Origin of the sequence: Pseudobacteroides sp., assembly GCF_036567765.1 — a bacterium.
In the GTDB taxonomy this organism is placed as follows: Bacteria; Bacillota; Clostridia; order Acetivibrionales; family DSM-2933; genus Pseudobacteroides.
This window is the reverse complement of sequence record NZ_DATCTU010000026.1, coordinates 1-15,130: the sequence shown is the minus strand read 5'-3', so window position 1 is coordinate 15,130 and position 15,130 is coordinate 1. Positions and strand designations below refer to the sequence as shown.

The window sequence follows — 15,130 nt, the reverse complement described above, 5'->3', positions numbered from 1 at the left end:
TGGAACGATAATCAGCTATTCTTTCCTTCCAAATATCGTGTTTTATATTACTTGACATCAATACCTCCCAGAACTATTATTTTAAGGTATTATCTCAATAAATTACTCTTCACTCAAGATACAGTCGGTTTGACACTTACGTTTATTCCGAAACTGTCCAAGGTGATTAGGGGGCTTAAGAGCAAGAAATATTACAAAAAATGATAATAGATACTTTTTATTCAGAATCGCAGATTTAATTAATGGCCAACTTATTAAATTTAAAAAAGATATTACATGTAATTCTATAATTATCAGTAGAATATCTATGGATCCAAAAGAAGCTAATCTTAATGAACTTGGGATTTGGGAATGGAGTGCAGAGGAATCCAATCCTCTTAAGCAATGGTCAGCCCGAGCTCCAGAAAAAGCATACGAATTAGCTTTTCTAGATGCCGACTTACTAGGGTGTTCTGATGAAAAACTTACTGAAGTTCTGCGAACAGGTTTTATTGTACCAGAGTATATTACCAATGATTTTTTGCTCACAATTAAAATGACATCCTATGACTACTATGTGGTTGAAATACCTTTATCAGAATGTATTAGAATTGATAATATGATTCGAATTAGTAAGAACTGCAAAAGTCTCAATTCATATATACTTCACAAAGATAACTTTATTGATACAACGGAATTAAATATTAAAGTCGATTATTCAGAAATGGCACCAAGGAGGATTATATACACCAGAATTGATTTACCTAATGCTACAAGGATTTTAACAATGAGAACATTTGATGAGTTGTTGATAGAATATCTCGGTGGAATGACAAAAAAACTTGGATACTCTGGGAAACAAAGAGTTGTAATTAAAAGCTTTTTAGCAGATGCTTTTGAAAAAATTGAAGAAATTAACGAATTTTTCATTAGACATGTACCAAACAGTGAACACTATTCTGAATTCTTTAACAAGGCAAAATACACTCTCGAAGATTTTTTATCTACTGAGACAAGGATGGAAGCATTGCTTAAAGGCACAATAGAGAACATACCTGCACTTACAGAAAAATTTTCGAATCTTGCATCACAAAAATGGTTTTCTGAGCAAAACATAAAAAGGGATTCATTAGAGAATGAGATAAAATTATTAGAGTGTGGCATAGAAAAAGTTAAGGAAGAAATTACTTTAGTGACAAGTAAGCGGGATAGCCTCATAAATGAAACTAATTCTATTCATAATAAGAATACTGAACTCAAAAAAAATTGTGATCAGCTTGAAGCTTATTTAGAAGATAAAATTAAATACATACATGCTAATACAGGAGCTTTCTTAGGTGAGATAGCTATAATAAAGAATATATTACAACATGAAGTCGTCTCTAGGCCAGACATTTACCATATTTCAGGGTATTATGATTATAATGATCAAACTGAAAGTATTGATAGCATAGAAATATTAGAAGAAATATTAGAAGAAATATTAGAAGAAAACCTTGAAATTATCGGTATTGATAAGAATTTTTCATCAATACTATCATCATATTTAACTGGAGCATATCTCTCGAATACTCCAGTGCTTCTTAATGGGATAAGTGCAAGGAAAATTGCCGATGCTATATCAATTTCTATTTGTGCTAGCACTGCTGATGTTGTTCAAATTCCAACAGGATATAGCTCGTTTTCAAAGTTATGTAATGAAGTAACTAACTGTAAAGGTAAAGTTGTATTAATCGAAAATGCTGTTGGATATTGTGATGAGTGTTGTTATATCGGGCTTATTAAAGAAGTCAAAGATAAGCTACTTTTATTTTCGGTAGAGTTTGAAGAAACGTTACAATTATTACCAAAAGGGTTTCTTGGCTATATGTGCATAGCGTGGTATGAACCTTTATTAACAAGTATAAGATCAGGGGAACTTAGTTCAGCTATAGTGAAAGAAGATCTTGTACCTCTATTCAGCCCTAAAGATTACAGAGTAAATTATAAAAATATAAACGAATACACTAGAGCAATGAAGTTGACGAATGCATATAGCCTTACACGGGCAGATTTATTAAGTACTATTGACTGCTTTAATAAAGAAAATTCTTTACTTTCACTTATATTGTTTGAAATTATACCTTACACAAAGATACGTGACAATATGGATGACATTGTAGAATTGATAGATTTGCAAGGTTTTAATCCACGAGCAAAAGAGCTAATAGAACAACTTATGGAAAAGGATTCTTAACTATGCAAAAAGATATTATTAACCAAATGGCTAAAGATATGTCAATAATAAGGTATTCATTTGAGGATGATACCAGTTATGCAACAAGGGTCATTTATTCAGCACTATCTGAGTGGATTAAAGTTGCAATACTTGACCGAGATGTTAACGATGAGGAATTATACACAGATGGAGTTAGTAAGATACATGTTACTCAAAAGTGTGAGAAAATACTTGAAGCAATGTTGGCTATTTGTCCAGAGGCGAAAAATTGGTTTTATCCTACTAAAAAATGGGAATACCCTATTAGAGAAATAAGAAAGCGTTTGGAATATGCTGGCTACATCGTTTCAGGTATAAATAATAGCATACAGCTTTCTTCGCCTAAATATGCATCGGTATATGACGGCTTTTATTTGTATAGAGGAGATAGTTTTTATTTAAGAAGTATGGTTTCTGGATTGGGAACATATATTCACAAGCAGCCTGAATTTGGTTGCCAGAGTGATATAAAAAGAATGTTTTTTATTCCTGATAAAAATGCAGTTGATACTGTGCGTGATTTTGAAAATTCTATTTCCAGGAGTTACGAGAAAAGCCTAAATGAAACAAAATCTAGAGAATATTTTAATTTTACATCTTATAAAAGTTTTTCTGAGAGTTGGGATCAGGCATTTTATCAGGAGGGAAAAATAACTGTTTATAGGAATGGAATTTTTGATTATGGGCTTGCTAAATTCAGAAATCGGCAGGTGTATATTTATCAGTTTCCAAAAGCTATTATCTCTACAAATGATGTACGTAGGTTTATGTATGGTATAAAAGGTATGTATAATATGGAATGCAAAGCACTAATAAGAAGACATGGAGATGCAATTAAAATGAAAATATTTAGTGCTTTACCATTAAGAGAGCAATCACTTTTACATATGATGGCATGGCCTTCGCGAGATATATCGGATATTACCAAATATATCATCCCCGTTGAATTCACGCAAATTATACAAAATACTTTAAATAATCTCAATATTAAGATACTGGAGGAGTGAATATGGATAAGTACGGAGTTCAGAACACTCATATAGCACTTGTAAATAAGTTGCAAGATTATATAAGATCACAATATTTAGGAGAAAATGAGCTTCTTTTAAATGCATGTGAGAAACTTTTACAGGAAAAAGGCAATTTATATCAAGAGCCATATATTGAAGCAAATCCAGCATATAAGATAGCAGCTAATGGTATTATCAATTCAAGTCTGCCAATCCATATCAAAGAATTTTTATTGGAAATGGGTAGGAATAAGCTAGGTGTATTTGAAAGCCCATATAAACACCAATTAGATGCACTTGAGGCTTTTTACAGAGGTGATGATTTACTTATAACCACAGGTACAGGATCTGGAAAAACTGAGTGTTTTATGTGGCCAATGATTACAAGTATAGCAGAAGAAGCAAAAAGGCGGCCGAATATGTGGAAAATAAGAGGAGTTAGGGCTTTGCTTTTATATCCTATGAATGCTCTTGTATCAGACCAACTAGGCAGGCTAAGACGCATGATTGGTGACCAAAATGGAAACTTTAGAAAAGTTTTTAGAGAATATTCGTTTGATAATAATTCAAGAAGTCCCCAGTTTGGAATGTATACTGGCAGAACGCCATATCCCGGTCCCCTTGATAGTGATAAGAGTAAAAAACTAGCTGATACAATGAGAAATGATATTCTGAATAGAGAGCCAGAACTGATAAGTGATCTAATCAAAATTGGGCGGTATCCTTCCAAAGTTGATTTCCTAAGTTATGTTGATGCATTGGAAATGGGGATTCATACAACTCAACCAGATGATGCTGAACTTATTACACGTCAAGAAATGCAAAATCTGTGTCCTGATATTCTTGTAACTAACTATTCAATGCTTGAATATATGCTTATAAGACCTATTGAGCAGAATATATGGAATAGAACAAGGCAATGGTTGAATGCTTCAGAGGAAAATAAACTTTTAATTGTCATAGATGAAGCACATATGTATCGAGGTGCAGCCGGAGGGGAAGTTGCACTTTTACTAAGGCGTTTGATGTATAAGCTTAAGATATCAAGGGAAAAAGTAAGATTTATTCTTACAAGTGCTAGTATACCGAATAAAACACAAGATGAAAAAGATACTATACAAAGATTTGCATGTGGATTGACCGCTGGAGACAGGTTTAAAAGTAATTTTAATATAATTACAGGCACACCTGAAGAAATTAATTTTGAAGTCGGCAAAGAATTATCTGCAAAAAGTATTTCTTTTTTATCAATTGATGCATTTCAAAGTGATGAAAAAGCAAAAATTAATGAAGTGAGGATTTTTTCCAAGGCAATTGGACAAACAGGATGTAACATTAACAGTATACAAGAAATGGAAATTTGGCTTTTTGAAAATCTAAGCAAGCTTACTCCAGTACTACGCATACTAAAACAATGCAGAGGTAATGCTACAGAACTTAATACACTAGCAGAAGTAGCATTTCCTCATGATGATACAATCACAGCATTATCCGCAACACAAGTTCTACTTGCAGTAATGCCACTTGCAAAAAGTAAAGAGGGGCAGGTACTTTTCCCTGCCAGACTTCATATGCTTTTTAGAGGGCTGCAAGGGCTATATGCTTGTAGTAATCCTAATTGTCCAAATAAAAGTGATGGAGATGGGATTACGCTTGGTAAGATATACTTTGACAGCGGGAAAGAAATTTGTGATTGTGGAGGTAAAGTATATGAACTAATAAACGATAGACGTTGCGGAGCATTATTTTTTAAGTCATATATGGATTATGATGCCAGCATGGAAAAATACTTATGGAAGACTCCTGGAGAAATATTTGATGGTACCCTTAAAGAAGTACATTTTTATATTGTTCCCAAAGGACTTAAAATTTCTGCTAATAAAAATGTCAGAATTGGATGGCTTGATTCAAAAACGGGAATGGCTTACTTTAACTCTAGATATGAAGGTGAAGACGGCTTTATTAAGATTGCCCATTCAACTACTGAACAAAAAAACAGACCCAATATTCTTACATACTCAAGCTGTCCAAAATGCTCTAAACGTCTAGTGTTCTATAACCTTTCAGACTTTTCAACCAAAGGTAATGAACCGTTTTATAATTTAATTTCCGAACAACTAAAAATTCAACCACCTACTCTTTTTGACGAAAGAAAACTCCGAAACCAGCCCAATGCAGGGAGAAAGGTATTGTTATTCTCTGATAGCAGACAAAAAGCAGCAGTACTAGCAAAAGATATGACTAGGGCTGGTGATGATGCCGCTGCAATGCAAGCTATTGCTATGGCTGCAGCAAATCTGCAAAAGTGGTCTATCGATAGGGATGATATTGTGACAATCAATATGCTATATCCAGCTTTTCTCGAAATTGCCTACAAAAATAGATTGCAGTTTTTTTATGGTGATGATAAAGAGGCTTTTAAGCAAGACTTGGAGAAAATAGCAGAAATTATTGAACGCGATAAAAAAAGAGGAAAATCTATAAATTATTATAAGCTTGCAAATAACACATTCACTACTCAGCCAGGATTGTTTAAGGAACAGATTATAAAACTTACCTGTTTTTATAACCGATCTTTATTGGGGCTAGGCTTATGCTGGATTGAACCAAGCGACTATGAGGACGTAGAAAATGCAATTTATGATCTTAAGACTGCCAAAATTAAAATGTCGAAAGGAGAGTTTTTATGTATTTTTACTTCATGGGCACAGTATATTTGTTTCCGGGATTATGCGATTGGTGAGACAATCCCAGATGAAGTTAGGGAAAACATAACAAGACGTGGCAGCCGTTTTGGTATGGAAAATGATGCTAAAATGCCAGCCTTTATTTCCGAAATAATGAGATCTCAAGGATATTCAGACCATATGATAGAAAAAGTATTTGGCATCCTTTCAAGCTTTCTACGGCAACGAGAAAGTGGGGATGCAAAATATCTCGTGCTTAATAAGATATGTTTGAAGTTTAATGAAGATCACATTTGGTATAGATGTAGTAAGTGCTCTGGTATATTCCCATATAGTATTTGGGGACATTGTTCACACTGCGGGTGTAATGATATATATGAGATGGCAGAAAAGGATTTTGAAAGATATAGATTTTGGAGAGATCCTATTTTTAATGCTATTCACGGAATAGGCGATATAAGAACTATAAACACTGAGGAACATACAGCTCAATTATCTCACAAAGATCAGAGGGAAAATACTTAGTCTACTACTGAAAATTATGAAATGCGGTTCCAAAACATTAACGTTGACGATGATATGCCTATTGATGTTTTGAGTTGTACTACCACAATGGAGGTTGGTATTGACATTGGTTCTTTGACAGCTGTTGGCTTAAGAAATGTGCCTCCAATGAGAGAAAACTATCAGCAGAGAGCAGGTCGAGCAGGTAGGCGAGGATCTTCTATTTCAACTATTGTTACATATGCACAAAATGGTCCTCATGATGGATGGTATTTTAATAATCCTAAAGATATTATTTCTGGCAAAGTGCGTAGACCATGGATAGATATACAGAATGAAAAGCTCACCCAAAGACATTTAAACATGCTACTTATTAATGAATTTATGATGTCAAACAATGTAGATATTGACAAATGTGAAGCTATAAAGTTTTTTGAAAATATGTATGAGAATTTCAAGAATTTTTCACGAAACTTTACATTTGATATTCATTTAAAAAATACTATATTGCCAGCTATAGCCAACTACGCTCTGACTACTTTTAAATCAGAGCTTATAAAGAAGCTAGATAATATGTTTGATGACGTTTTAAAAAATCGTGAACGATATCAAGCTCAGGATAACGAAGTAGTTTCACTTCTTGATGTATTGTTCTACGAGGGTATATTGCCTACATATTCATTTCCTAAAAACGTTGTTGGGCTTTACATAGAAGATAAGTATGGAAGGAGTATAGACCAAAGACCAGAGAGATCACTTGATATGGCAATTAGCGAATACGCACCTGGAAAAATTGTTGTAGTAAACAAAAAGACTTATAAAATAGGGGGTATATATAGCTACCACTCAAAGTTTAAACCCAGTTATTATGAGAAGCAGGCTCGTCCGTATTTTGAAGATAGGAATTACTTTAGCACAATTTACATGTGTGAGGAGTTTTCGTGCGGGTGGATGTCTACAGAATATCCTATTAATGGCATATGTCCATTCTGCGGAAGGACTATTCATAGGGACCATAGATTATTAAAACCTTGGGGTTTTGCTCCAATAAACGGGAAAAGTATAAGAGAATCTGAAGCAGAGAATGAAATATCTTATGCCGAGGAGCCCTGTTACTCAACGACGCCAGCACAGGATGATATGCATGAAACAAATTATAAAAATATTCGTGTGGCAAAAAGGTCAGGAATAATTACCGTGCTAAACAAAGGGCAAGAAAGTAAGGGCTTTTTAGTTTGTAAAGATTGTGGGGCTGCGGTTACAGGTAATGACAAGTTAGAACCACGAGAAATACAACGTCCATATTCACATCCCCGTAAACCAAGCATGCAGAGATGTAGGCATGAGGACACTGAAAACGTATATTTAGGACATAACTTTACAACGGATATGGTTGTATTCGAAATTATGATTGATAAGCAGAAAATTAATACTGAAATTGATGGATTATGGATAAAAAATGCTATAACAACATTAACAGAAGCAATGATTCTATCAGTAGGTCGTGCACTTGATGTTGAGTTTAACGATATCAAAGGCGGAAATAGGCTGCGTTATAGTACTGAGTTTGTCTATGCAGATATCTTCTTATATGATAGTCTTTCAAGTGGAGCTGGTTATTCTTCTGGCGTCATTGATATGGTTGACAATGTTTTAAATATGACCAAAGAAACATTAAGTTGTAGTTCTCATTGTGAAACTGCGTGCCAAGACTGTATTAAACATTTCTGGAATCAGAGGGTACATAACCGATTGGACAGATATGCAGCACTGGAATTGTTAGACTGGGGAATGCATAGTCAGCTTCCCGAAGAAATCCCAGTAGATAAACAATATGAAATTATTGCTTCACTGAAACGTGTACTTGAGACTGGGACGAAAATAAGAATTGATAATGAGGGAAAAAGTATATTTGCTTACTATGGTAATGTCAAGAAAAAAGTAATAGTTTACCCTGCTATGATTAATGAGAACTATATAAATGCAGGTCTATCTACTATATTGATTCCTGATAGGGTCATTACTAAGGCATTACCCAAAGCATACAACTATGTATGCCATAATATATTGGGTACTACTTCGTAATTCAAAAAAAAATAAAACTTAGCTAATGAATATACAGAAAAGCCGAAAATTCAGTCGACTCATAGGTCTTGTATAATGGATTACAGGGACAGTAAAATTATACGATAAAACTTTTATCGTATAATTTTACTGTCTTGACTCTGCAAGCTCGCTCTATACCAACTTCTCAGGTTCTTAAAAGCAGCTTAGCATTGCTCTGTCAGTTATTCTAAAGGATTGGGGGACAAAAAGACCAAGATTCACTCTGTAAGAACCTTTTTCTGACACTTTTAAGAAATACCCTGGAAAGTAACTTCCGGCAAATCGTACTATTATTTATTTTCGTGTCAAATGGAAAACTAAGTAATATTCTTAATCTGAGGCATTAATTGAGAAAGCTTAAGCCATTAATCCTTTACTAAGAATTTGTTTTTTGTTAGACTGGTAAATGGAAAGAGGTGAGTATTTTGGCTAATAGACCAGTTTTTATTTCAAATACAAATATTGTTGGATATGTGGAAGAAAAGAAAATTGATTTTGCTTGGTTCCCAGGGTTATCAAAATCACAGAAACAAAAATCAATTGAATCCTTACATAATGCTTTTATTCAAGACTATCCAGTTGTCAAGGTTTTAGAAATATCAAGTAAATCTTTACAGCCTATAGGTGTTGAGTTAAGTGCATTTAATCTTATGTTCTCTTATCAAAATGCAACCTTTAACGTCGAAACTGCTTTTCAATCAAGTAAAGTTTTTGAATCTGGCGGACCCTTTCTGGATTTGCTAAATAAATCAGCAAGAGAAGCTAAAGCAGATGAACGGCTTAAAAATTCAGGAAAGCTTGTTCAATTTGTTTTCTATGGCCAAAAGTGGCCTTTAGAGCCAAAAACAGCTTTTTATGATTGGCTTTACCTTAATGCAGTTTCTCAAAATGGAGAATTAGCGAATCAGATAATGGAATACTCTGCTTTTACTGATATTGAATTTAACCCTCAAAAGTCAATTAATTGTCAGGCAAGATCGGCAGCGTTATTTGTTTCGCTGAAAAGAATGGGAATTTTGGAAAACGCATTGAATGCACCGGAAGAGTTCCTCAAAGTATACAAAAGCAAGTCTTCACCCCAAATCTAAGTATCACAAAATATATGTGCATAATATCCATATCGTATTCCATTTCTGCTCTGGCTCTGCAAGTCACAACAAAGACACTTCGTCAGCTGCTTTAAAGACATCTGCGAAGATTTTAAAGTATGGCTTCGTCAGCGTTTCTAAAGGAAGGGGGGCAAAAAGGCCCGGGCTTCACTCCGTTAGATACCTCAGATAGACTCCGAATGAATGCTTGTACTTATATTCTGAGAGTCCGAAAGAGCCGTAAACAGTTGGTTTTGATCGGGTAGAAAGCAGGTCTTGGTAAAGTCATTGTGTTTGAATAGCTGGTAGATATGTTAGTATTTGTTTTTTAAGTTAACAAAACGAGCAAGAGCTTTCTCCATACCATTAATAGTTCCCCAAGCAATACGCACATTCTCAGCATTTAATATTCTAGCATGATGTGTTATCATGTTTTGTTGAAGTTTCCATCCATGTATTTCACACAAAGTGTTCCAAAATTTCTGTCCGCCCATTGTTTTCATAGGTATGTTTGGTAAGGAAATTTCTGTATTAAATATACTTAAAAATTTTTTTAATGCTTCGGGGCCTATTGAAATTTCTTTTAAGACAGTAAGGAAAATCTTTTCATCTAACATAAAAAACTTCCTTTCTATTTATCTGCTCTTAACACATATTATTGCTTAAATTTAACCCTTATATAAAAGTTATATCGGTATAATTAATTATTAATTAATACCAAATATAATAAAATTATAGCAACATTTGTTTGTAGCGTCTGCTCCTATGTAAATAATATGTAGATTACCGAATAATATAATCATTCGATATAAGCGATTATATACTTGTTTTTGGGTCACCTGATATTCTCTGCCAGTTTTCAGATCAAGTTATGTACTTTTCCGATTAAGCAGATAACCATTATTTTATGTAATATTATACCAATAATTTCAGGTTAGAAATAACTTCTGTTCTTTCAACTTAACGTACCTTCAAACAAAAAAGTGGGTGACTCGATGAAAACATCTGCTATAATAGATTTATTATTAATATTGGCCACATTTGGAAGAGGAGAACATATAGGCATGTATACTTTAGCAATTATTGTATATTTTATATGCCATAGATATCTTGGCAAAAAAATGAATAATGAAGCACAAGCAAAAGTTATATCAGAAGGTTTTGAAAATTATTTTAAAAATCTAAATAACGAGGAATTACTAAACTCATATAAAACCCTCATCAAAGAATATAGAAAATTATATAGAGAACCAAAAGCCAATATGATTAAAACCAAGATGGAAAGCTTAGAAATAGCTTTCAAACTGGATTTTGCACTTTCAGCTTTCAAAGAAAGAGGGATTAAAGAACCAGATGTTGAGGAAGAATAGAGAGTAAGTTTTCGTCTAAACATTGAACATAGAAGCGTTGCGAATGTGTGACAGCCGAAATACTTGGTCCCCTGATATTCTCTGTAGGTTTCGGAGGCAACAATTCATTAACTCAAGTGCAATCTCGAAATACCATGCCATATTGAAAAGGATATTCCAGGTAGAGACCCCCAATCAATTACGAACGCCAGCCAACACAGCCAACGATAAGAGTTAAATGGAAAAATAAGAAAAGCAGCACAAAGAAGGCACCCTGCCAATAGCGGAATCCAAGACGCTGTTGTCTTTCTTTTCACGATGCTGTTCCAAAAGACTTTCCAATTAAGAATAAAAAGCCAAAGACCAGTTAATCCAAAAACTGTTGCAATTAAATATCGAATATAATCCACGCTATAGTCACCTCCATCGTAAAAAATATCTCTTATTTGTAAAATCTATTCCAGTTGAATATTCTTTTTGCTTTTATCTTGTGACCCCTTTTTAAAACCCGTTAAAGTCTGTCTGTCTGAATGAAATTAAGATATCCCGGAAAATGAGGTCTGGACCCCTGATATTCCTTAATGGCTTTCCATAATTATATAATATCTGCTTAAGTTGTTCTTTTAGAGAAGTGAATTTTAGAAAAAAACGTATTGTAAAACATATCGACAAACAAAATCAATAGGAATGTTCCTGCTATTATACAGATAATGCCTATAATCATACAAATAATATTTCTACCTTCGCTTGCATTTTCATTCCTTAATAAAAGTTTGTATCCACCTATCAGCATCTTGATTGATATATAAAAAGCTATTCCCCAGAGTATTATATTTTCAATCATAATAGTCTCCTATATTTGTTGCTTCTATTATATACTATGGTGGTTTCAATAGCACCCATTTTATTGGATGCTATTATCAGTTGGCATGATCGGTTCCCGGTATTCTGATTTATCCCGCATCATTTTATAGATGATATTTACCAGCTTTCTCATGATACATTTGATTGACTGCTTTTTTGTTTTACCCTCAGAAAGTTTCTTTTTGTAATATTCATAAAAGTAAGCATTTGTGGGCTTCTCTTTGGGATTACTCAGCACCGAGACAGCTATTTGGAAGAATATTTGATATAAATTCCTGTTACCAAGTTTGTTACTGAAATTCTTGTTAGTCTGACCTGTTGAATATCTCATCGGCGATATTCCAGCGTACGCGGCCAAAGTGTCAGCATTGGGAAACCTTGATATATCACCTATTTCAGCTATGATCCCGGCTGCTGTCACTGTATTTATTCCTTTCATGCTTTCAAGCTTGTAGACAAATTTGGGAATAAGGTTTTTCATATTTTCTTCAATGCTTTCTATGATAGCCAAGATATCATTGATTTGCTTAATTGATGATATAACTATAAAATCCCTTAACTCCTGAAATTCATTTTCCGTATCTCCGTCTTTCTCTACATAATCAAGGATTTGACGTGCTTTTTTCTCAGAACAGTTATGATGGCTTTTTTGACTTAGAAAGGCTGTAAGTTCTTGAAGGGTGGTTCCCTTTAATTTTGACGGGGACGGAAACACTTTAAAAAATTCCAGTGATGTTTTACTATCCAAGGAAAAGAAAAAGCTTTTATAATTTGGATAGTGATGGTTAGGTATGTATGGATTTGATTCTTTAAAACAACATTGTTTTTAACAAGTGTGTTCCTCTTTGTTACAAGTTCATTCAATGCCCAATGCAAATCGTTTGGTGCTGCATCAGGCAGCGAATCAAGCTTATTTAAAAGAACATTAGCTACACATTCGGCATCTATGGAATCTGACTTATTTATGGTAGCTTGGTTTTTCCTCTCTGATTGTGACAATGAAGGGTTTACATATTTGACTCTATAGTTCTTTTCCAGTAGAAATATTGCTAATTCCCTGCCGTTTCCCAATACATCCTCAAGAGCAAAAACAGGTGTAATTCCTTGTGGTGTATGTTTTTTAACAAAGCTTATTAACTTTGCAAAGTCCTGCTTTTTATTTGGAAACGTTAATTCTCCCAGCTTTTCACTAAAGCAATTAATAGCAACCACACTGTGTTGATTCTTATGGATATCGATTCCATAATATGTATGCAACATCTTTGGGTGTAACATTAAATCATCCTTCCATTATTCATATTTCAAGGTACATAAATTGACCTTAAGCATCCCTAATTCCCAGCGTTAGACCTTATTAAAAAGTCCCGCATCAACTTCTAAGCAAAGGTTTTAAAGATTTTATAAAAGCCATATTAAAAATACAGCCTTTAGAAAAACTTCAAAACCAAGAATAAAGGCATTCTCTGCAAAGCGTTAGAATCCGACATAGCCAGAAACCCGCACAAATATCAACAGCCCTTATTCATGGTACAAAGCAACTTTAAGTAAAAATTCTATAAGGAATATTTGCTTCAATAACCCTGTGGAGCATATCAGCAGTGCCTTTACTACATGATAAATTCTCATGGAAAAACAAAACCAAATCAGGCTTTTCCATACGGAGCATCTTGGCATTCCTGATAGGTCCGGCACTTTTACCAAACCTCTGCCAGTCTGCGGGATACTCAATAAAACTTATCCCACACTGACGAGCAGCACGAACAGCCAGAGTATCAGCACCCCTGCACCCTCCAGCAATAAGCAAATCAATATCAAGACTTTTTATAACAGCTAAAATCTTCTGGTAATCCCGATAAAATCGACTTCCAGATACTAAAACCTTCATATATATAACCTCCAGTTTTACTGAAAAAGCCTGTAATAAATACAAGCCTTTGCACTAAAGCTGGAATCTGTAAATATAGCTATATCAATGCTTCTTGAATAAATACCGGATAAAAAACACCAACCTAAACTGGTAAACTGAGCTGCCATAATCTCTGGCAGCCCTATGTAAAAACCTCTCAAAATCCCTCATATCTCTTCCTCACAATCAACTGGACGAATAGTAATAATACCCTGTGTAACATCAATAACCACCCTGCATCCAACCTCAAAACCGAATGTAGCCAGCCACTCAGCCGATACAACAATAGCAGGTGAATCATCAAGCCAATGACTCTTGACAGATGATAAAGCTACCATATAAAGACACCTCCTCAAATATCACTCATGAGCCTATGGAGGAAGATACCCCTGCATAAGCTGGAACAAAAGATACCGCTATCTCAGAAATACGTCAATGGGCTTTGAAAAAAATAAAATAAAAAATGCTTATCCCTGCAATTCTGCGAAGCCGCTCATACTGCACTATTTAGAGTCTCCGTAGGCCACATCAGGAGTATGGAGTGATTTGCTCTTTTATCACTCCATACTCCTGAAAATAGAGGTACGGCTTAAATATAAGCCATACCTCTATTTGAATGTGACTTATGAGTAGCTATATAAGCATCATTTAAGATGCTCACGGGTTCAGCTGAACTTATAAGCACCTCCAAAGGCTCTCTGAAAGCTACTTCTACGAGCACATACACGAAAATTATCAATTTGCAAATTTGATAATTTTCGTTAGGCTACTGGAAAAACAAATAAAAAGTTTTTCCAGTAGCCGTATGAGTCTATTAAGATGTCTCTGGTAGCACTTTCAAAGACACTACGAAGTTAAAGTAAAACCCGTAAGCCGCTCAGTAGCACCTATTACAGCCGCTTTTGAGCGACAACAAGCGATAAAAAATATTTTTTATTTATATTTTTTATCGCTTTAGGATTGGCAAAAAGACATGTAGTTGTCTTTTTTGCCAATCCGTATGTGACATTATAGTGACCTGAAGTTGTCTTTGTAAGAAGCTCATGAGAACAGCATAACTACAAGAACTCTTCAAGGGCTCTTTTAGTAGCTCATAAGCCCCATCAAGTGAGGATTTCAAATATATAAAAATTTGAAATCCTCACTTGAGATATGATCGAAAGGACTGCTAGCAGTCTTTTCGATCATATCGGATGAAGCCTACGAAGTCACAAAGGAGTTCTCTACGAAGAAAGCATTTTTTATTTTATTTTTTATCAAAGTCCATTGACGTATTTCTGAGATAGCGGTATCTTTTGTTCCAGCTTATGCAGGGGTATCTTCCTCCATAGGCTCATGAGTGATATTTGAGGAGGTGTCTTTATATGGTAGCTTTATCAT

The 15,130-nt window shown here is 34.4% G+C and carries 13 protein-coding genes; 6 read left to right on the top strand and 7 right to left on the bottom strand.

The features are described 5' to 3' along the window. Window positions 1-307 precede the first annotated feature (307 nt). From VIO64_RS04210 to VIO64_RS04190, 5 genes are all read left to right on the top strand, one after another. Window positions 308-2,215: a hypothetical protein gene (locus VIO64_RS04210; RefSeq protein ID WP_331915477.1), complete on the top strand. Its 1,908-nt coding sequence runs from the start codon at window positions 308-310 to the stop codon at window positions 2,213-2,215. 2 nt (window positions 2,216-2,217) lie between these two features. Beyond that, window positions 2,218-3,243 (top strand): hypothetical protein, encoded by a 1,026-nt coding sequence (locus VIO64_RS04205; protein ID WP_331915475.1) that lies wholly within the window; start codon window positions 2,218-2,220, stop codon window positions 3,241-3,243. 2 nt (window positions 3,244-3,245) lie between these two features. Beyond that, window positions 3,246-6,458: a DEAD/DEAH box helicase gene (locus VIO64_RS04200; RefSeq protein ID WP_331915473.1), complete on the top strand. Its 3,213-nt coding sequence runs from the start codon at window positions 3,246-3,248 to the stop codon at window positions 6,456-6,458. 21 nt (window positions 6,459-6,479) lie between these two features. Continuing rightward, complete coding sequence (locus VIO64_RS04195; protein ID WP_331915471.1) at window positions 6,480-8,522, top strand: DUF1998 domain-containing protein; 2,043 nt, start codon at window positions 6,480-6,482, stop codon at window positions 8,520-8,522. 446 nt (window positions 8,523-8,968) lie between these two features. Continuing rightward, window positions 8,969-9,631, top strand: a complete 663-nt coding sequence (locus VIO64_RS04190) for a DarT1-associated NADAR antitoxin family protein (protein ID WP_331915469.1) — start codon at window positions 8,969-8,971, stop codon at window positions 9,629-9,631. A gap of 314 nt (window positions 9,632-9,945) precedes the next feature. Here VIO64_RS04190 and VIO64_RS04185 read toward each other — a convergent pair whose 3' ends face one another. Beyond that, on the bottom strand, window positions 9,946-10,248 hold the full coding sequence (locus tag VIO64_RS04185; protein WP_331915467.1) for a hypothetical protein: 303 nt from the start codon (window positions 10,246-10,248) through the stop codon (window positions 9,946-9,948). A 378-nt stretch (window positions 10,249-10,626) separates the two neighbouring features. Here VIO64_RS04185 and VIO64_RS04180 point away from each other — a divergent pair, with 378 nt between their 5' ends. After that, the gene (locus VIO64_RS04180) at window positions 10,627-11,001 is read left to right on the top strand and encodes a hypothetical protein (protein ID WP_331915465.1); all 375 of its coding nucleotides are present in this window, start codon (window positions 10,627-10,629) and stop codon (window positions 10,999-11,001) included. Window positions 11,002-11,590: 589 nt separating this feature from the next. On the opposite strand, the gene VIO64_RS04175 is transcribed toward VIO64_RS04180, so the two are convergent. The 6 genes from VIO64_RS04175 to VIO64_RS04150 form a co-directional block, all read right to left on the bottom strand. Beyond that, window positions 11,591-11,824: a hypothetical protein gene (locus VIO64_RS04175; RefSeq protein WP_331915463.1), complete on the bottom strand. Its 234-nt coding sequence runs from the start codon at window positions 11,822-11,824 to the stop codon at window positions 11,591-11,593. Window positions 11,825-11,884: 60 nt separating this feature from the next. Continuing rightward, complete coding sequence (locus VIO64_RS04170; protein WP_331915461.1) at window positions 11,885-12,559, bottom strand: transposase; 675 nt, start codon at window positions 12,557-12,559, stop codon at window positions 11,885-11,887. Then, the gene (locus VIO64_RS04165) at window positions 12,535-13,119 is read right to left on the bottom strand and encodes an IS110 family transposase (RefSeq protein ID WP_331915459.1); all 585 of its coding nucleotides are present in this window, start codon (window positions 13,117-13,119) and stop codon (window positions 12,535-12,537) included. Before VIO64_RS04165 ends, VIO64_RS04170 begins: the two co-directional genes overlap by 25 nt. A 265-nt stretch (window positions 13,120-13,384) precedes the next feature. Next, window positions 13,385-13,729 (bottom strand): DUF2493 domain-containing protein, encoded by a 345-nt coding sequence (locus VIO64_RS04160; protein WP_331915457.1) that lies wholly within the window; start codon window positions 13,727-13,729, stop codon window positions 13,385-13,387. A 17-nt stretch (window positions 13,730-13,746) separates the two neighbouring features. Continuing rightward, the gene (locus tag VIO64_RS04155; RefSeq protein ID WP_331915455.1) at window positions 13,747-13,911 is read right to left on the bottom strand and encodes a hypothetical protein; all 165 of its coding nucleotides are present in this window, start codon (window positions 13,909-13,911) and stop codon (window positions 13,747-13,749) included. A 6-nt stretch (window positions 13,912-13,917) separates the two neighbouring features. Further along, window positions 13,918-14,088: a SymE family type I addiction module toxin gene (locus tag VIO64_RS04150; protein WP_081927305.1), complete on the bottom strand. Its 171-nt coding sequence runs from the start codon at window positions 14,086-14,088 to the stop codon at window positions 13,918-13,920. Window positions 14,089-15,130 lie beyond the last annotated feature (1,042 nt).

Coding starts and splice junctions, on each gene's coding strand:
- VIO64_RS04210 (WP_331915477.1), top strand. CDS start 308: ATGGATCCAAAAGAAGCTAATCTTAATGAACTTGGGATTTGGGAATGG.
- VIO64_RS04205 (WP_331915475.1), top strand. CDS start 2,218: ATGCAAAAAGATATTATTAACCAAATGGCTAAAGATATGTCAATAATA.
- VIO64_RS04200 (WP_331915473.1), top strand. CDS start 3,246: ATGGATAAGTACGGAGTTCAGAACACTCATATAGCACTTGTAAATAAG.
- VIO64_RS04195 (WP_331915471.1), top strand. CDS start 6,480: ATGCGGTTCCAAAACATTAACGTTGACGATGATATGCCTATTGATGTT.
- VIO64_RS04185 (WP_331915467.1), bottom strand. CDS start 10,248: ATGTTAGATGAAAAGATTTTCCTTACTGTCTTAAAAGAAATTTCAATA.
- VIO64_RS04180 (WP_331915465.1), top strand. CDS start 10,627: ATGAAAACATCTGCTATAATAGATTTATTATTAATATTGGCCACATTT.
- VIO64_RS04175 (WP_331915463.1), bottom strand. CDS start 11,824: ATGATTGAAAATATAATACTCTGGGGAATAGCTTTTTATATATCAATC.
- VIO64_RS04165 (WP_331915459.1), bottom strand. CDS start 13,119: ATGTTACACCCAAAGATGTTGCATACATATTATGGAATCGATATCCAT.
- VIO64_RS04160 (WP_331915457.1), bottom strand. CDS start 13,729: ATGAAGGTTTTAGTATCTGGAAGTCGATTTTATCGGGATTACCAGAAG.
- VIO64_RS04150 (WP_081927305.1), bottom strand. CDS start 14,088: ATGGTAGCTTTATCATCTGTCAAGAGTCATTGGCTTGATGATTCACCT.